Raw genomic sequence first — 16,839 nt, forward strand, 5'->3', positions numbered from 1 at the left:
CCATGGTCGGATGATCCGTGCAATTTCGCGCAAGTTAGGCATAATACCCGGCTTCGATTTTGACCCCTACAGACCTTCTTATGCAGAAAGAACCCCGAAAGGTCCGTGAGTTTCGACGCCGCGAGCAAGAAATTCTCGACACCGCGCTCAAGCTGTTCCTCGATCAAGGTGAAGACAGCGTCACCGTCGAGATGATTGCTGATGCCGTGGGTATCGGCAAAGGCACGATCTATAAGCACTTCAAATCCAAGGCGGAGATTTACCTGCGCCTGATGCTCGACTACGAGCGTGATTTGAACGAGCTGCTGCATTCGGCGGATGTCGACAAGGACAAGGAAGCCCTGTCCCGCGCCTATTTCGAGTTCCGCATGCGCGATCCCCAGCGTTACCGGTTGTTTGATCGGCTAGAAGAAAAAGTCGTCAAGGGCAATCAGGTGCCGGAGCTGGTCGAAGAGCTGCACAAGATTCGCGCCTCTAACTTCGAGCGCCTGACGCTGTTGATCAAAGGTCGAATCAACGAAGGCAAACTCGAAGACGTCCCGCCTTACTTCCACTATTGCGCCGCCTGGGCATTGGTTCATGGCGCAGTGGCGCTGTACCACTCGCCATTCTGGAGCAATGTTCTCGAAGATCAGGAAGGTTTTTTCCAGTTCCTGATGGACATCGGCGTACGCATGGGCAACAAGCGCAAGCGTGATCCCGAGGCAATTGGTGATCTGAAGCCCGATACTGCTGGCGGTTGAGCCATTTCAGGACCTGCACGCATTAATGACCTGCTTTGCCCATGATGGCGCGGAAGCTGCATCCGACGACCATTCGCCGGTTTTCCGTCACCGGCACTTGGGAGGAAGTGATGCGTAGCCTGGTTTTGCTACTGGCGCTGTTGGCGTTGAATGGTTGTATGAGTGTCAGCGATCTGGGCCAGGGCGCTCATGATCAGTTCAGTGACGCCGGGTTGCTGGATCACAGTGAAACCCGCCGCATCAGTAACTGGCGGCTGCAGCCGGATTCCTTCATCTATATCGCTCAAGGTGCGTTTGCGCCGCCGGGCAGCGCCTACCCAAGACCGAACGTGGTGGCCGAAGAAGCTTTCAACGGTTTCATCGAGTATTTCCCGATGGTTCGTCGCGCTCGCGGGCCACTAGGCCTGGATGAGGCGATGAACGAAGCACGTTCGGCGGGCGCGCATTATCTGCTGTATACCCGCTTCGCCAAGGCCGATGACCGAATCGGCAACACCGACGAGTGGTCCGACCAGGAAGCGCTGGACCGGCTCGGCATCGACAGCGGCGTCATCCAGCTGATGTTGATCGAAACCAGCACCCGCTACCTGATCGACAGCGCGCGAATTCGCAGCCGTGGCGGATTGCTGACACTGCATGACACCAAACCACAAGATTTGCTTGGCCCGCCTCTGGAGGATTACGCTCGCAGTCTGTTGGGCATAAGCCGTTGAGGAGAAAGTCATGAGTGATACAGGCAAGGCCAATGATCTGTTCGCGCAGATCCCCAAATCCAAAGGGTTGCCGCCTGTTCATTTATGGAACCCGGATTTCTGCGGCGATATCGACATGCGCATCGCCCGCGACGGTACCTGGTATTACCTGGGGACGCCTATCGGTCGCAAGCCCATGGTTCGCTTGTTCTCGACCATCATGCGCCGCGACGGCGACGACTACTTCCTGATCACTCCAGTGGAGAAGGTACGCATCAAGGTCGATGACGCGCCATTCGTGGCGGTTAGTCTGCAAGTCGAAGGTGAGGGCGAGCGTCAACTGCTGCGCTTTACCACCAATGTCGACGACATGACTGAAGCCGGTCCCGAGCATGCATTGCGGGTGCTGATCGATCCCGAGACCGACGAACCGGCGCCGTACATCAATGTGCGGGTCAACCTCGAAGCCCTGATTCATCGCAACGTCTTCTATCAATTGGTCGAGCTGGCCGTGCCTCGCGACATCGATGGCCAGCGCTGGCTGGGTGTCTGGAGCGGCGGTCTGTTTTTTCCAATCGGCCTTGAGCCCTGAATAACGAAGCCTTCGGATAATGTCCCTTCAATTGCCTGCTCCGGGCGCGACGGTTAAAGTGCCGCTCCCCGTTTTTCCTGAGGTTTTGCATGAGCCAGTCCTTTGACATCGCCGTGATCGGCGCCACCGGTACTGTCGGCGAAACCATCGTCCAGATTCTTGAGGAGCTCGACTTCCCGGTTGGGCAGTTGCACTTGCTGGCCAGCATCGAGTCGGCGGGGCATTCCGTGCCGTTCAGGGGCAAGAATGTGCGGATCAAAGAAGTCGACGAGTTCGATTTCAACAAGGCGCAGGTTGCATTTTTTGCCGCTGGTCCGGCCATTACCCGCAGTTACGCTGCGCGCGCCTTGGCCGCGAGCTGTTCGGTGATCGATCTGTCGGGCGGATTGCCCGCTGCAGACGCACCCGGCGTGGTGCCGGAAATCAATGCGCAGTCGATTGAGTCTCACGGCAAGCCTTATCAGATTTCCAGTCCGAGCGCTTCCGGCACGGCCATCGCGCTGACCCTCGCACCGTTGCTCGGTGTGCTGGAAATCCTGCGCGTCAATGTCACCGCGTGCCTGGCAGTCTCCAGCCAGGGCCGCGAAGGCGTTGCCGAACTGGCTCGACAAACCACCGAACTGCTGAATATTCGCCCCCTCGAACCGCGTTTTTTTGATCGGCAGATGGCCTTCAACCTGCTCGCTCAGGTCGGTGCGCCGGATGCGCAAGGCCATGCACCGCTGGAAGTTCGCCTGGTGGCAGAGTTGCGCGAGTTGCTGGCATTGCCTTTACTCAAGGTTTCGGCCACGTGCGTGCAAGCGCCGGTGTTTTTTGGCGACAGCTTTACCGTGTCGCTGCAAACCTCGCGGCCGGTTGATCTGCAAGCGGTCAATGCTGCACTGGAAGCTGCTGCAGGGATTGAGCTGGTCGAAGCCGGAGATTATCCGACGGCTGTAGGAGATGCCGTAGGCCAGGATGTTGTTTATGTAGGACGCGTGCGCAGTGGAATAGACGATCCCTGTGAGCTGAATCTGTGGGTGACGTCTGACAATGTGCGCAAAGGTGCCGCGCTCAACGCTGTGCAGGTCGCGCAATTGTTGATAAAAGACTATGTGTAAAAGATACTTGCCTTCATTTTGAAAAAACTTTCTAGCCGTGTGTGTCGTCGATCTCCTGAGATGTCTGCTTAGACACCCAATGCATGCTTTACCTTCCCGGGTGCCGGGGAGTTTTTAAACAAGGGATGGGCTATGGTTCAGGTTCGCAAACTGGTATTGGCAATTGCTGCCGCTTCGGCGTTGTCATCAGGCATGGCGCACGCGCTGGGACTCGGGGAATTGTCGGTCAAGTCGACCCTGAATCAACCCCTTGTAGCCGAGATCGAATTGACTCAGGCCCAAGGCCTGAGTGCCGCGCAGGTGGTGCCAAGCCTGGCGACCACCGCTGATTTTGCTCAGGCGGGTGTTGCCCGGCAGGCATTTCTCAACGATCTGACATTCACTCCGGTACTCAATGCCAGCGGTAAAAGCGTATTGCGCATTACCTCCAGTAAACCGGTGCGTGAACCCTTTGTGAAATTCCTCGTGCAGGTGCTCTGGCCCAATGGCCGTCTGCTGCGTGAATACAGCCTGTTGCTGGACCCACCGAAGTTTTCCCCTGAAGCGGCCGCGGCTGCCGCAGCAGCGCCGCAATTGCCGGCGACTGCTCCACAGCCAGCCCAGGCGCCTGCAACTCCAGCGGTAGCGCCTGCTGCGCCTGCTCCTGTTCCCGAGGCCGCCCCTGCAGCCGAGGCCAAACCTGCGCAATACACCACCACCAATAACGACACGCTCTGGGAAATCGCCGAGAAAGTGCGTAATGGCGGCACCGTTCAGCAAACCATGCTGGCCATTCAGGCGCTCAATCCTGATGCGTTCATCGGCGGCAATATCAACCGCCTGAAAAAAGGCCAGGTATTGCGCCTGCCTGATCCGCAACAAACCACTAGCGTGCCGCAGCCTCAAGCCGTGGCCAAGGTTGCCGAACAGAATCAGGCCTGGCGCCAGGGTCGGCGTTTGCCGTCCGGTACCCGTCAGGTCGATGCGACCCGTCGTGATCGCGCCGGCGCTGCGCCGTCCAGAGTTGCTCCAAGCGACAGCCTGAGTCTGGTCGCCGCAGGCTCCAACCCTTCTGCCAAAGGTGCGGCAGGCGACAAGGATTTGAGTAACAAGCTCGCGGTAGCCGAGGAAAGCCTCGATACCGCGCGCCGTGACAACGCCGAACTGAAAAGTCGCATGAACGACTTGCAGAGTCAGCTGGACAAGATGCAGCGCCTGATTCAGCTCAAGAGCGATCAACTGGCCAAGATGCAGGCCGCGGGTGCAACGGTTCCACCGGTGCCTGCCGATCCGGCTTTGCCGGCAGCACTGGTCCCGGCGCCTGGCGCTGCTGCCAAGCCGCCGGGCGAAATTGCACCCGAAGACGCACTGCCAGCGGGCGCGGCTCAAGTCAGCGCGCCTGCTGCGGATCAGCCTCTGGCCGTCGAACCGGTTGTGGCTCAGGAGGAGGATTCGGACAAAGCGTTCAAGCAACTGCTCGGTAACCCGATAGTCCTCGGCCTGATCGGCGGGGCGGTCGTGCTGCTCCTGCTCCTGTTGATGCTGTTTCTGGCCCGCCGCCGCAATGCCAAGGCCGAAGCCGAGAAGCACCGTCGCATGGCGCGTGCGCTGGCTGAAGAATCCGAATTCGTTTCCGACATGGACATGGACGTGCCGCAGGCCAGTTTCGATGGGCTGGTGGTTGCCGCGCCTAACGTGAAAATGGCGCCAATGGGCAGCGCGAGTGTCGATCCTGCTCGCGAACGTCCAGCCGATCCGCTGGTTCAGGCTGAGATCCATATTGCTTACGGGCGCATGAATCAGGCTGTCGAGCTGCTGGAAGAGTCGTTGAAGGAAGACCCGTCCCGGGACGATATTCGTCTCAAGCTCATGGAAATCTACGCCGAGCAAGGTAACAGCAAGGCGTTCGCGATTCATGAGCGGAAAATGGTGGCCGGGGGAAAGCACCACGCTGAGGTCGAGCGGCTCAAGAGTCGTTACCCGGCCATGATCACCGCTGCCGTCGTTGCGGCGGCAGCGACAGCGACCGCCGCTGCGGTCGCTGCAGAAATGGATGCGAAGTACCTCGAGGAATTGTTGCTCGACGAGCCGGAAGCAACGGAGCCCGAGCCTCAGCCGGCCGTTGTGGCGCCAACACCTGTACCGCCAACGCCGGAACCTGACGCTCAAGCGGATGAACTCGATGAGTTCGATCATGATTTCGATTTGAGCCTGGATGACCTTGAAGAGGCCTCACCTGCGCAAGTGACCAATCCAACCGATCTGCACGATCTGGATCTGGATGCACCTGTTTTGCCAGCAATCAATGAAGATGACGATGACGAGCTGAGTTTCGAGTCGGTATTGAAACAGCAAAGCGAAGCCAAGGCGGCGAGCGCGCCTGATGATCTGGCGGAGTTTGATCTGGCTGACTTCGATCTGGATAGCGCTGAAGACGAGCCTGCACTCAGCGCCGAGGATGATTTCCTGCTCAGTCTTGACGAAGAACCGTTGAATCTGGGTGAGTCAGCGCCGTCTCAGCCTGCCGACGATCTGGATCTGCCGGATGATTTCGATCTGTCGCTGGCCGACGAAATCGAGACCGATCAGGCGACTCAAGCGTTTGCCTCCGAGATCGAGGATGTGAATGCCGAGCTGGAGCGGTTGTCGCAGAATCTTGAGCAGCCGCCGATGGCCAAGCCGTTCGAAGCGCCGAGCTTCACCGCCGAAGACGTTGCGGCACTCGACGATGACGAGCCGGAATTCGACTTCCTGTCAGGTACCGATGAGGCGGCCACCAAGCTCGATCTGGCCCGCGCCTACATCGAGATGGGCGACAGCGATGGCGCTCGGGACATTCTCGATGAAGTCGTCACCGAAGGTGATGATGGCCAGAAAACCGAAGCCAGGGACATGTTGAGTCGTCTGGTCTGAGTGCTCTGCCATTGACTGCAACGGCCGCTTTTGCGGCCGTTTGCATTTCCGGGGCAGGGCGCATGGCGTCTTTTTTCAGCGGCCTTATAATGGCCGCCATTTCGTAATTCAACAGGCTGTCACTTCTTGGCGAATATAGATAACGCGGCGGCCGAAATGGCCGCCGCTGGTTTTTCCAGAATCGCACTCGGTGTCGAGTACAAGGGCTCTCGCTATTGCGGCTGGCAGCGTCAGGCTTCCGGTGTGCTGACCGTTCAGGAAACCCTGGAAAATGCGCTCTCCAAAGTCGCGGATTCGCCGGTGTCGCTGCTATGCGCCGGGCGCACCGACGCGGGTGTGCATGCCTGTGGCCAAGTGGTGCACTTCGACACTCAGGCCGAGCGGTCCATGAAAGCCTGGGTCATGGGCGCCAATATCAATCTGCCCCATGACGTCAGCGTGACGTGGGCCAAGGTGATGCCGGCGGATTTCCATGCGCGCTTCAAGGCCATCGCCCGGCGCTATCGTTATGTCATCTATAACGATCAGATTCGTCCGGCTCATCTGAACCAGGAAATCACCTGGAATCATCGCCCGCTGGATGCCGAACGCATGGCGCAGGCCGCGCAGTATCTGGTTGGCACTCATGATTTCAGCGCGTTCCGGGCTGGGCAGTGCCAGGCCAAGTCACCCATCAAACAGCTGCACCATCTGCGCGTCTCGCGGCACGGCAAGATGATTGTCATTGATGTGCGCGCCAATGCCTTTCTGCATCACATGGTGCGCAATATTGCTGGCGTGTTGATGACCATCGGCACGGGCGAGCGTCCTGTCGAGTGGGCGCGGGATGTGCTGGAGAGCAAGGTGCGCAGGACCGGCGGCGTAACGGCACACCCATATGGGTTGTATCTGGTGCAGGTTGAGTATCGTGACGAGTTTCCATTGCCGGAACGCTATGTCGGGCCGCACTTTCTGACAGGCTTCTCGGAACTTGACGGCTGACGTCCGGAAAAGCATTTGCTACCATCCCGAACTTTACAGAAAGGCTTGGGGTTCTCTACATGTCAGCCGTTCGCAGCAAGATCTGCGGCATTACCCGCATAGAAGACGCTTTGGCTGCTGTCGAAGCCGGGGCTGATGCTATCGGGCTGGTGTTTTATGCCAAGAGCCCGCGCGCGGTGACCGTGCAGCAAGCGCGGGCGATCATCGCCGCGCTGCCGCCGTTTGTCAGTACCGTCGGGCTTTTCGTCAATGCCAGTGCCTGCGAGCTCAACGAGACGCTGGACGCCGTGCCGCTGGATCTGTTGCAGTTTCATGGCGATGAAACGCCAGAGCAATGTGAAGGCTATCATCGCCCTTATATCAAGGCGTTGCGGGTACAGGCCGGTGACGATATCGCCGCCAGTTGCCGGGCGTATTCCGGAGCCAGCGGTATTCTGCTGGATACCTATGTTGCCGGGGTTCCTGGCGGCACGGGTGAAACCTTCGACTGGGCCCTGATTCCCGGTGGTCTGAGTAAACCGATCATTCTGGCGGGTGGTCTGACTTCCGCCAATGTGGCGCAAGCCATCGCCCAGGTCCGTCCGTATGCGGTGGATGTCAGTGGCGGAGTCGAAAAGAGTGGAGGCATCAAGGACCATGACAAGATCCGCGCGTTCATGAGTGCGGTGCATGGCGCTTGATAGCGAGCCGTTATAGATGTGACGGCTGTTGATTGTCTGCCGTCCATAACCCTGGCTGCGCGATTGGCGCACAGGTCGAATTCAAGAGTGCGCAGGCGTTGGTACGCCGCGCAGAAGCTGTTGCAGTTCCACGATTGACGACGTTGTTGTCATGCAGGTCAGGCCAATTGCCGACCGCTGACGCCGGGTTGTCAGATCATCCAAGAATTTAGCTCAAGGGCATGCGCAGACGTCGATTCGTCTGCGTTCGAGCCACCGGTACTGGAGAAATAAAGCATGAGCAACTGGTTGGTAGACAAGCTGATCCCTTCGATCATGCGTTCCGAGGTCAAGAAAAGCTCGGTTCCCGAAGGTCTTTGGCACAAGTGCCCTTCTTGCGAAGCGGTGCTTTATCGTCCAGAACTGGAAAAGACCCTGGACGTCTGCCCCAAGTGCAACCACCACATGCGTATTGGTGCCCGGGCACGCTTGAACATCTTTCTGGATACCGATGGTCGTGCCGAAATCGGCGCTGATCTGGAGCCAGTGGATCGCCTGAAGTTTCGCGACAGCAAGAAGTACAAGGATCGTCTTACCGGTGCGCAGAAGCAGACCGGTGAAAAAGATGCGCTGATTTCCATGAGCGGCTCCTTACTGGGCATGCCAGTGGTTGCTTGCGCATTCGAGTTCTCCTTCATGGGTGGTTCGATGGGGGCTATCGTTGGCGAGCGTTTCGTACAGGCCGCCAATTACGCGCTGGAAAAACGTTGCCCGATGATATGCTTTGCAGCCTCCGGTGGCGCACGCATGCAGGAAGCGCTGATCTCCCTGATGCAAATGGCCAAGACATCGGCCGTGCTGGCTCGTCTTCGCGAAGAAGGCCTGCCGTTTATCTCGGTACTCACTGACCCGGTCTACGGCGGGGTTTCCGCGAGCCTGGCGATGCTCGGTGATGTCATCGTTGCAGAGCCTAAAGCATTGATCGGTTTCGCCGGTCCTCGGGTAATCGAGCAGACCGTGCGCGAAAAACTGCCGGAAGGCTTCCAGCGCAGCGAGTTCCTGCTGGAGCACGGCGCTATCGATCTGATCGTCCATCGCCAGGAACTGCGTCCGCGCCTGGGCAATCTGCTCGCGCAATTCATGAACCTGCCGACCCCTAAATTCGTACCGCCGGTACTGGAACCGATCATCGTTCCGCCGGTTCCGGCGAACGTATGACCCCAGGATCGCTGGGCGACTGGCTCGCCTATCTGGAGCAGTTGCACCCTTCGGCCATTGATATGGGGCTGGAGCGTTTGCAACAGGTTGCCCGGCAATTGGGTCTGACCCGTCCCGCGCCCAAGGTGATTACCGTCACCGGGACCAACGGCAAGGGCTCGACCTGCGCATTTCTCGCAGCATTGCTGCAGGCGCAGGGCTTGAAAGTCGGCGTCTACAGCTCACCTCACCTGTTGCGTTACAACGAGCGGGTGCAGGTGCAGGGGGTCGAAGCGACTGACGTGGAACTGTGTGATGCGTTTGCCGCTGTCGAAGCAGCGCGGGGCGATGTCACGCTGACTTATTTCGAGATGGGCACCCTGGCGGCTTTCTGGTTGTTCGAGCAGGCCGCGCTGGATGTTGCCGTGCTTGAAGTCGGTCTCGGCGGTCGTCTGGATGCGGTCAACCTGATCGACGCGGATCTGGCGCTGGTGACCAGCATTGGTATCGATCATGCCGATTGGCTGGGCGATACCCGTGAATCTGTCGCGTTCGAAAAGGCGGGCATTTTCCGCGAAGGTCGTCCTGCGCTCTGTGGCGATCTGGACCCTCCGGCGCCTTTGCTGGATCGGGCTGCTGCACTCAATTGCCCGCTATGGTTGCGTGGTCGGGAGTTCGATCTGTCGATCACCGACCACAACTGGAACTGGCTGGGTCGCGACGGGGCAGGGCAGTTGGTTGAATTGCGCGACCTGCCACTGCTCGATTTGCCCATGGAAAACGCCGCACTGGCGTTGCAGGCCTATTTGTTGCTGGATATTGCCTGGCAGCCGGAGGTCATTCGTGCGGCATTGCTTGGCACGCGGATTATCGGTCGTCTGGATCGTCGCTCGTTCAACTGGCATGGCAAGCACCTGCATTTGCTGCTGGATGTGGGCCATAACCCCCATGCTGCACAGTTTCTCGCCCGGCGCATGGCGCAGCGTCCGGTCGTCGGCAGGCGTCTGGCGGTGTTTGGTTTGCTGGCTGACAAGGAGCTCGAAGGCGTGGTCACCGAGCTGGTTGGCAGTATTGCTGAGTGGGCTGTTGCGCCGTTGCCGACCTCTCGCAGTCGTCCGGCGTCCGATCTTCAGGTGGCACTACAGAACCTTGGAGCAAAAGCGACGTCCTATCAGAGTGTTGCGTTGGCGCTGGAAGCTCAGTGCGCGCACGCCACGGCCGATGACGAAATTTTGCTGTTCGGGTCTTTTTACTGTGTTGCCGAGGCCCTGGAATGGTTGACCCGGCACGCCAAAGAGGAAGCTGCAAATGGCACTGCTGGATAACGTATTCAAACAGCGAATGGTCGGCGCACTGGTGCTTATTGCCGTGGCGGTGATCTTCCTGCCAATGCTGTTCACAAAACAAGACGAGTCGCATCGGGTATTGGTCGACGCGCCGGCTGCTCCGCAGACACCGCCCACGCCTCAGGTGCGGATCGAACCGGTTCCGGTTCCCGAACCTCAGGCCTTGCCTCAGGAACCAGTACCGGCCGACGACGAGATCGGCCAGATTGCCCTGGCACCAACGACGCCAATCGCGCCTGCGCCGCCCGCTGCCAAACCAGCTCCTGCGCCAGCCGCCCCTGTTGCCAAGCCGGCACCCAAGCCTTCGGCTCCGGCTCCAGCTCCAGCAGCTCCGGCGACTGCCCCGGCACAAGCAGCGACCAAACCGGCCACGCCAAGCGGTGTCGATGCCAATGGCTTGTCGGTCAGCTGGTCGGTGCAACTGGCGAGCCTGTCCAATCGGGCCAATGCCGACAACCTGCAGAAAACCCTGCGTACCCAAGGCTATAACGCCTATATCCGCACCGCCGACGGGGTGAATCGGGTGTTCGTCGGTCCGCTGATCGAGCGCGCCGAGGCCGATCGTCTGCGCGATCAGCTCGACAAGCAGCAGAAGCTCAAGGGCATCGTCGTGCGCTTCCAGCCCGAACGCGGCTGAGGCTTTTTCGGCGAATGTGAGGCCTGCCGGTAATCCCCGCTTACCGGCAGGCTGGCGCTCTGCTAAAATGCGCCGCCTTATCTGTTCGCAGGCTCAAACGTGCCATTTACCCCGGTCGACTGGGCGATCCTCGGGATTGTCGTCATTTCTGCTCTGATCAGTCTCAAGCGCGGCTTCGTCAAGGAAGCTCTGTCGCTGGTGACCTGGATCATTGCAGGCGTCGTTGCCTGGATGTTCGGTGCGGGGCTTTCGCAGTATCTGGTCAGTTATATTGAGACGCCCTCGTTCAGGGTGATCGCAGCCTGTACTATTCTATTCGTCGCCACCTTGCTGGTCGGCGCAATGATCAACTTTCTCATCGGAGAACTGATTCGTGTCACCGGGCTTTCCGGGACCGATCGTTTTCTCGGCATGGTCTTCGGCGCGGCGCGCGGGGGCTTGCTTGTCGTAGTGGCGGTCGGGCTGTTGAGCCTGGGGCCGGTGCAACAGGATCAATGGTGGCAGCAGTCCAGATTGTTGCCACAATTTCTCATGGTCGCTGACTGGTCGAAAAACCTGATTCTCGGGATGTCCAGCAAGTGGCTCGCCAGCGGCATCAGCGTACCTGCTGATCTGCCGTTCAAGGATCACCTTCTGCCGCCTACAATGCCGCAGGAAGTGCTCGGTAAATCCAGTTCCACTAAGTAGGGGTTGTGTCGCATGTGTGGCATCGTCGGTATCGTTGGTAAGTCGAATGTCAATCAGGCGCTGTATGACGCGCTAACCGTCCTCCAGCACCGCGGCCAGGACGCTGCCGGTATCGTAACCAGTCATGATGGCCGGTTATTCCTGCGCAAGGACAATGGTTTGGTTCGTGACGTATTCCACCAGCGCCATATGCAGCGCCTGGTCGGACATATGGGCATTGGCCATGTGCGTTATCCAACAGCGGGCAGCTCGACCTCGGCCGAGGCGCAGCCGTTCTACGTTAACTCGCCGTATGGCATCACGTTGGCCCACAACGGCAACCTGACCAACGTTGAGCAACTGGCCAAGGAGATTTACGAATCTGACCTGCGCCACGTCAACACCAATTCCGATTCGGAAGTGTTGCTCAACGTTTTCGCCCATGAGCTGGCACAGCGCGGCAAGTTGCAGCCCACCGAAGAAGACGTCTTCGCGGCAGTGGCCGACGTACACAATCGTTGCCGTGGCGGCTATGCCGTCGTTGCGATGATCACCGGTTATGGCATCGTTGGTTTCCGTGACCCGGATGCCATTCGCCCGATCGTGTTCGGCCAGCGTCATACCGACGAAGGCGTCGAATACATGATCGCCTCGGAAAGCGTTTCCCTGGATGTACTGGGTTTCACGCTGATCCGTGACCTGGCGCCGGGTGAAGCGGTTTACATCACCGAAGACGGCAAACTGCATACCCGTCAATGTGCGGCGAACCCGAAATACGCCCCGTGCATCTTCGAACACGTCTATCTGGCGCGTCCGGACTCGATCATCGACGGTATCTCGGTCTATAAGGCGCGTCTGCGCATGGGCGAGAAGCTGGCCGACAAGATCCTGCGCGAGCGTCCGGATCACGACATCGACGTGGTCATCCCGATTCCTGACACCAGCCGTACCGCGGCTCTCGAACTGGCTAACCATCTGGGCGTCAAGTTCCGCGAAGGCTTCGTCAAGAACCGCTATATCGGCCGTACGTTCATCATGCCCGGCCAGGCCGCGCGGAAAAAATCCGTACGCCAGAAGCTCAACGCCATCGAGCTGGAATTTCGCGGCAAGAACGTGATGCTGGTGGACGACTCCATCGTGCGCGGCACCACTTGCAAGCAAATCATCCAGATGGCACGGGAAGCAGGCGCCAAGAACGTCTACTTCTGCTCCGCTGCACCGGCCGTTCGCTATCCGAACGTGTATGGCATCGACATGCCGAGCGCTCATGAGCTGATCGCCCACAACCGTACCACCCAGGACGTCGCGGATCTGATCGGCGCCGACTGGTTGATCTATCAGGACTTGAATGATCTGATCGAAGCGGTCAGCGGCAGCAAAAAGGTCAAGATCGACAACTTCGATTGCTCGGTCTTCGACGGCAAGTACGTGACCGGTGATATCGACGAGCATTACCTGAACAAGATCGAGCAGGCGCGTAATGACGCCTCCAAGGTCAAGACTCAGGCTGTGAGCGCGATCATCGATCTGTACAACAACTAATCATCAGGGAGGGCGCGGCATGACTCAGGAATGGGATGCCGGTCGGCTGGACAGCGATCTTGAAGGCGTGGGTTTCGACACCCTCGCTGTACGGGCAGGTCAACACCGCACGCCAGAGGGCGAGCACGGCGACCCGATGTTCTTCACCTCCAGTTACGTGTTCCGCACGGCCGCCGACGCGGCCGCGCGTTTCGCCGGTGAAGTGCCGGGCAACGTCTACTCGCGCTACACCAACCCGACGGTGCGCTCCTTCGAAGAGCGTATCGCCGCGCTGGAAGGCGCAGAGCAGGCAGTAGCGACCGCGACGGGCATGGCGGCCATTCTGGCCACCGTTATGAGTCTGTGCAGCGCGGGCGACCATGTACTGGTGTCGCGCAGCGTGTTCGGTTCGACCATCAGCCTGTTCGAGAAGTACTTCAAGCGCTTTGGTGTCGAAGTCGATTATGTGCCGTTAGCCGAGCTGGCGGGTTGGGATGCGGCCATCAAGTCGAACACCAAATTGCTGTTCGTCGAGTCGCCGTCCAATCCCTTGGCTGAGTTGGTGGATATCGCCGCTTTGGCCGAAATCGCCCACGCCAAGGGCGCGATGCTGGTGGTGGATAACTGCTTCTGTACGCCGGCGCTGCAACAACCGCTGCTGCTGGGTGCTGACGTGGTTGTGCATTCGGCCACCAAGTTCATCGACGGCCAGGGTCGTTGCATGGGCGGCGTGGTTGCCGGACGCAGCGAGCAGATGAAGGAAGTCGTGGGTTTCCTGCGCACGGCCGGGCCGACCCTGAGCCCGTTCAATGCCTGGATTTTCCTCAAGGGCCTTGAAACCCTGAACCTGCGCATGCGCGCTCATTGCGCCAGTGCTCTTGAGTTGGCTGAATGGCTGGAGCAGCAGGACGGCATTGAGAAGGTGCATTACGCCGGTCTCAAGAGCCATCCACAGCATGCTCTGGCTCAACGCCAGCAGAAAGGTTTTGGTGCCGTGGTCAGTTTTGAAGTCAAAGGCGGCAAGGACGGCGCATGGCGTTTCATTGATGCCACGCGTCTGATCTCCATCACGGCCAATCTGGGTGACAGCAAAACCACCATCACCCACCCGAGCACCACGTCTCACGGGCGTCTGGCGCCTCAGGAGCGGGAAGCCGCGGGTATTCGTGACAGCCTGATTCGTGTGGCAGTCGGCCTGGAAGATGTCGCGGACCTCAAAGCCGATCTGGCGCGTGGTCTGGCGGCATTGTGAGCGATTGGGTGATGCAGGCCGCCAGCTCCAGCAATGGCCGGGTGGCCTTGGTCACCGGTGCGGCACGCGGGATCGGCCTGGGCATCGCTGCCTGGCTGATGACCGAGGGCTGGCAGGTCGTGCTCGCCGACATTGATCGCACCCGTGGATCGCGGGTTGCTGAAGCGCTGGGCGAGAACGCGTTGTTCATTGGCATGGATGTGGCCAGTGAAGAACAGGTTGCCGCTGGCGTCGCGCAAGTGATCGGTCGCTTCGGACGCCTGGATGCACTGGTCTGCAACGCTGCGGTGGCGGATCCGCGCAACACCACTCTCGAAAGCTTGAGCCTTGCCCACTGGAATCGTGTGCTGGCCGTCAATCTCAATGGTCCGATGATGCTGGCCAAGCACTGTGCGCCGTATCTGCGCGCTCACTGCGGAAGCATCGTCAACCTGACCTCGACTCGCGGTCGTCAATCAGAACCCGATACGGAAGCTTACGCGGCCAGCAAGGGCGGTTTGATGGCGTTGACTCACGCCTTGGCGATCAGCCTTGGCCCTGAAATCAGGGCCAATGCGGTGAGCCCCGGCTGGATCGACGTCCGCGACCCGTCTGTGAGGCGCGCTGAGCCGTTGTCTGACGCTGATCATGCGCAGCATCCGGCTGGCAGGGTAGGGACCGTGGAGGACGTGGCAGCGATGGTTGCCTGGCTGCTGTCGCGCAATGCCGGTTTCATTACCGGGCAGGAATTCGTGGTCGACGGCGGCATGACCCGCAAAATGGTTTATGTTGAATAGCTTCAAGCTTCAAGCTGCGAGCTGTAAGTAAAGGCGCGAGAAATTGCGCGTTTTCTTCGTCTTGCTTGTAGCTGGAAACCTGTCGCTAAAAGCGGCCCCTGAAAAAAACTTCAAGCAGGCTATTGACTTAGGTTCGTTAGGTGCGTAAATTTCGCGGCCTCAACGAAGCAAAGGGTGATTAGCTCAGCTGGGAGAGCAGCTGCCTTACAAGCAGCGGGTCGGCGGTTCGATCCCGTCATCACCCACCACTTCGTGAGTTTCAAGCTACAACGTTTGATAGCAGCACCGGACGCAAGTCCACCGACAAGCAGCGGTAGTTCAGTCGGTTAGAATACCGGCCTGTCACGCCGGGGGTCGCGGGTTCGAGTCCCGTCCGCTGCGCCATATTTTACGGATCGGGTCAGCCCGGTCTGCGATTGAAAAGCCTCAAGGCTGATCAGTCAGGGTTACAACGAAACAGGTTCTCGAAGATCTGTTTCAACAGGTTCAAACGGATGCAAGTCCGAGCGATACGCAGCGGTAGTTCAGTCGGTTAGAATACCGGCCTGTCACGCCGGGGGTCGCGGGTTCGAGTCCCGTCCGCTGCGCCATACATAGCTTCAAGGCCCTTGAACTCCTTGAAGCGAAAGAAAGCGACCTTAACGGGTCGCTTTTTTTTTGCCCTGAATCCGGTAAGCGCAGCGTTATTTCGTCATTTGAATCCACATCCTTTCACTGTCCGCGTTGATCCTGCGCCTGCCTTGTTGCAGACTTGTCGGCGCTTCCCCAGTCCGCAGTACTGCTGACCGTTATCTCCTCCAGGATTCTTGATGCCAAAATTATTTAGCTTTCGTACCGCGTGCTGGGCAGTTGCCCTGCTGGCTGCCGCAGGCTGTTCGGCAAAGAAGGCCGCTGTGTATGAGCATGAAAACTTTGACGATGCGGGGACTTTTTCCAGAGCCTACCCCGTCACCGACTCCGCTTCCTGTGAAGCGGCGCGCCGTGCTTTGCTCAGTCAGGGCTACATCATCACCAGCAGCGACCCGAAGATGATCAGCGGGCACAAAAGCTTCCAGCAAACCGGCGAAACCCACATGGAGATCAGCTTCAACGTGGTCTGCGCTGCTGATGGCACCGAAAACAGCTCAACGATGTTCGCCAATGCCTTGCAGGACCGCTACGCGCTGAAAAAGACCAACAACTCCGCGAGCGTGGGTGTCGGCGTGCTGGGTTCGGTGTCGATGCCGATCGGCTCGACTGATGACTCGATGGTCAAGGTCGCCAGCGAGACCGTGGCGTCTGACAAGTTCTACGACCGTTTCTTCATCCTGGTGGAAAACTTCCTGCCGCCAGAAGCGAAGAAAGCCGCGCATATCAAGGAAAAGCCGAAGACCGATCTCGGCATGCCGGAGCCAGTCGCCAAACCTGCTGCCCTCGCCGAGCCCAAGCCTGCTGAAACCAAGCCAGTTGAAGAAGCCCCGAAAGCTGAGCCAGCCGCCGCGCCCGCTGTGGAAACCAGCCAGCCAGTCCCGGCTCCCGGCGCCGCTGATTCCTTCCAGGCCGAGCCAGCGCCTGTCGAGGCTGCGCCGGAAACTAAGACTGCACCGTGATGCAGCTGTTGTGGGACCGGCTTTAGCCGGGAAGAGGCCGGTACATTCGCTAGACTTTCAGAGCCTGAACCTGCGTATTCCCGGCTAAAGCCGGTCCCACAACCACCCATTCACCCCAAAAACAGCTTATAAGCCGGATTCTCGCTTTCATCCCAATACGGATAGCCAATCTCGGCCAGCGCCGCCGGGATCAGGT

At 59.1% G+C, this 16,839-nt stretch carries 15 protein-coding genes, 3 tRNA genes and 1 pseudogene; 18 read left to right on the top strand and 1 reads right to left on the bottom strand.

The window, feature by feature from the left end; translation table 11 throughout:
* Positions 1 to 80 precede the first annotated feature (80 nt).
* The 18 genes from ACP7E4_RS04465 to ACP7E4_RS04550 all read left to right on the top strand — a co-directional run bounded on the left by ACP7E4_RS04465 (position 81) and on the right by ACP7E4_RS04550 (position 16,643).
* Positions 81 to 743 carry a TetR/AcrR family transcriptional regulator gene (locus ACP7E4_RS04465; protein ID WP_426111527.1) on the top strand — a complete coding sequence of 221 codons (663 nt, stop codon included), beginning with the start codon at positions 81 to 83 and terminating at the stop codon, positions 741 to 743.
* A gap of 110 nt (positions 744 to 853) precedes the next feature.
* The gene (locus ACP7E4_RS04470) at positions 854 to 1,456 is read left to right on the top strand and encodes a DUF4823 domain-containing protein (protein ID WP_426111526.1); all 603 of its coding nucleotides are present in this window, start codon (positions 854 to 856) and stop codon (positions 1,454 to 1,456) included.
* 10 nt (positions 1,457 to 1,466) lie between these two features.
* Positions 1,467 to 2,027 carry a DUF1285 domain-containing protein gene (locus ACP7E4_RS04475; protein ID WP_426111524.1) on the top strand — a complete coding sequence of 187 codons (561 nt, stop codon included), beginning with the start codon at positions 1,467 to 1,469 and terminating at the stop codon, positions 2,025 to 2,027.
* An 89-nt stretch (positions 2,028 to 2,116) separates the two neighbouring features.
* Positions 2,117 to 3,127, top strand: a complete 1,011-nt coding sequence (locus tag ACP7E4_RS04480) for an aspartate-semialdehyde dehydrogenase (RefSeq protein ID WP_426111522.1) — start codon at positions 2,117 to 2,119, stop codon at positions 3,125 to 3,127.
* A gap of 132 nt (positions 3,128 to 3,259) precedes the next feature.
* Positions 3,260 to 6,019 (top strand): FimV/HubP family polar landmark protein, encoded by a 2,760-nt coding sequence (locus ACP7E4_RS04485; protein ID WP_426111520.1) that lies wholly within the window; start codon positions 3,260 to 3,262, stop codon positions 6,017 to 6,019.
* A 156-nt stretch (positions 6,020 to 6,175) separates the two neighbouring features.
* On the top strand, positions 6,176 to 7,000 hold the full coding sequence (truA, locus tag ACP7E4_RS04490; RefSeq protein ID WP_426112056.1) for a tRNA pseudouridine(38-40) synthase TruA: 825 nt from the start codon (positions 6,176 to 6,178) through the stop codon (positions 6,998 to 7,000).
* Positions 7,001 to 7,059: 59 nt separating this feature from the next.
* The gene (locus tag ACP7E4_RS04495; protein WP_426111518.1) at positions 7,060 to 7,680 is read left to right on the top strand and encodes a phosphoribosylanthranilate isomerase; all 621 of its coding nucleotides are present in this window, start codon (positions 7,060 to 7,062) and stop codon (positions 7,678 to 7,680) included.
* Between the two features lie 276 nt (positions 7,681 to 7,956).
* Positions 7,957 to 8,877, top strand: coding sequence for an acetyl-CoA carboxylase, carboxyltransferase subunit beta (gene accD, locus ACP7E4_RS04500; protein WP_426111516.1), 921 nt, complete (start codon positions 7,957 to 7,959; stop codon positions 8,875 to 8,877).
* Complete coding sequence (folC, locus tag ACP7E4_RS04505) at positions 8,874 to 10,181, top strand: bifunctional tetrahydrofolate synthase/dihydrofolate synthase (protein WP_426111514.1); 1,308 nt, start codon at positions 8,874 to 8,876, stop codon at positions 10,179 to 10,181. Before accD ends, folC begins: the two co-directional genes overlap by 4 nt.
* The gene (locus ACP7E4_RS04510) at positions 10,165 to 10,839 is read left to right on the top strand and encodes an SPOR domain-containing protein (RefSeq protein WP_426111512.1); all 675 of its coding nucleotides are present in this window, start codon (positions 10,165 to 10,167) and stop codon (positions 10,837 to 10,839) included. The genes folC and ACP7E4_RS04510 overlap by 17 nt, the downstream gene beginning before the upstream one ends.
* 99 nt (positions 10,840 to 10,938) lie before the next feature.
* Positions 10,939 to 11,526, top strand: a complete 588-nt coding sequence (locus ACP7E4_RS04515; protein WP_020290363.1) for a CvpA family protein — start codon at positions 10,939 to 10,941, stop codon at positions 11,524 to 11,526.
* A gap of 12 nt (positions 11,527 to 11,538) precedes the next feature.
* Complete coding sequence (gene purF, locus ACP7E4_RS04520; RefSeq protein WP_426111510.1) at positions 11,539 to 13,047, top strand: amidophosphoribosyltransferase; 1,509 nt, start codon at positions 11,539 to 11,541, stop codon at positions 13,045 to 13,047.
* A gap of 19 nt (positions 13,048 to 13,066) precedes the next feature.
* A complete protein-coding gene (locus ACP7E4_RS04525) occupies positions 13,067 to 14,278 on the top strand; it encodes an O-succinylhomoserine sulfhydrylase (RefSeq protein WP_020290361.1) in 1,212 nt (403 codons plus the stop codon).
* Between the two features lie 11 nt (positions 14,279 to 14,289).
* Positions 14,290 to 15,054 (top strand): SDR family oxidoreductase, encoded by a 765-nt coding sequence (locus ACP7E4_RS04530; RefSeq protein WP_426112054.1) that lies wholly within the window; start codon positions 14,290 to 14,292, stop codon positions 15,052 to 15,054.
* Positions 15,055 to 15,226: 172 nt separating this feature from the next.
* Positions 15,227 to 15,302, top strand: a tRNA-Val gene (locus ACP7E4_RS04535).
* Between the two features lie 59 nt (positions 15,303 to 15,361).
* A tRNA-Asp gene (locus ACP7E4_RS04540) sits at positions 15,362 to 15,438 on the top strand.
* A gap of 129 nt (positions 15,439 to 15,567) precedes the next feature.
* Positions 15,568 to 15,644: transfer RNA gene (locus ACP7E4_RS04545), tRNA-Asp, on the top strand.
* A gap of 219 nt (positions 15,645 to 15,863) precedes the next feature.
* On the top strand, positions 15,864 to 16,643 hold the full coding sequence (locus tag ACP7E4_RS04550; protein WP_426111507.1) for a DUF2242 domain-containing protein: 780 nt from the start codon (positions 15,864 to 15,866) through the stop codon (positions 16,641 to 16,643).
* Between the two features lie 110 nt (positions 16,644 to 16,753).
* Here ACP7E4_RS04550 and ACP7E4_RS04555 read toward each other — a convergent pair.
* A pseudogene (locus ACP7E4_RS04555) lies at positions 16,754 to 16,839 on the bottom strand (threonine dehydratase); the annotation flags it as partial.

It is taken from the genome of Pseudomonas sp. DSP3-2-3 (genome assembly GCF_049898225.1).
Lineage (GTDB): Bacteria > Pseudomonadota > Gammaproteobacteria > Pseudomonadales > Pseudomonadaceae > Aquipseudomonas.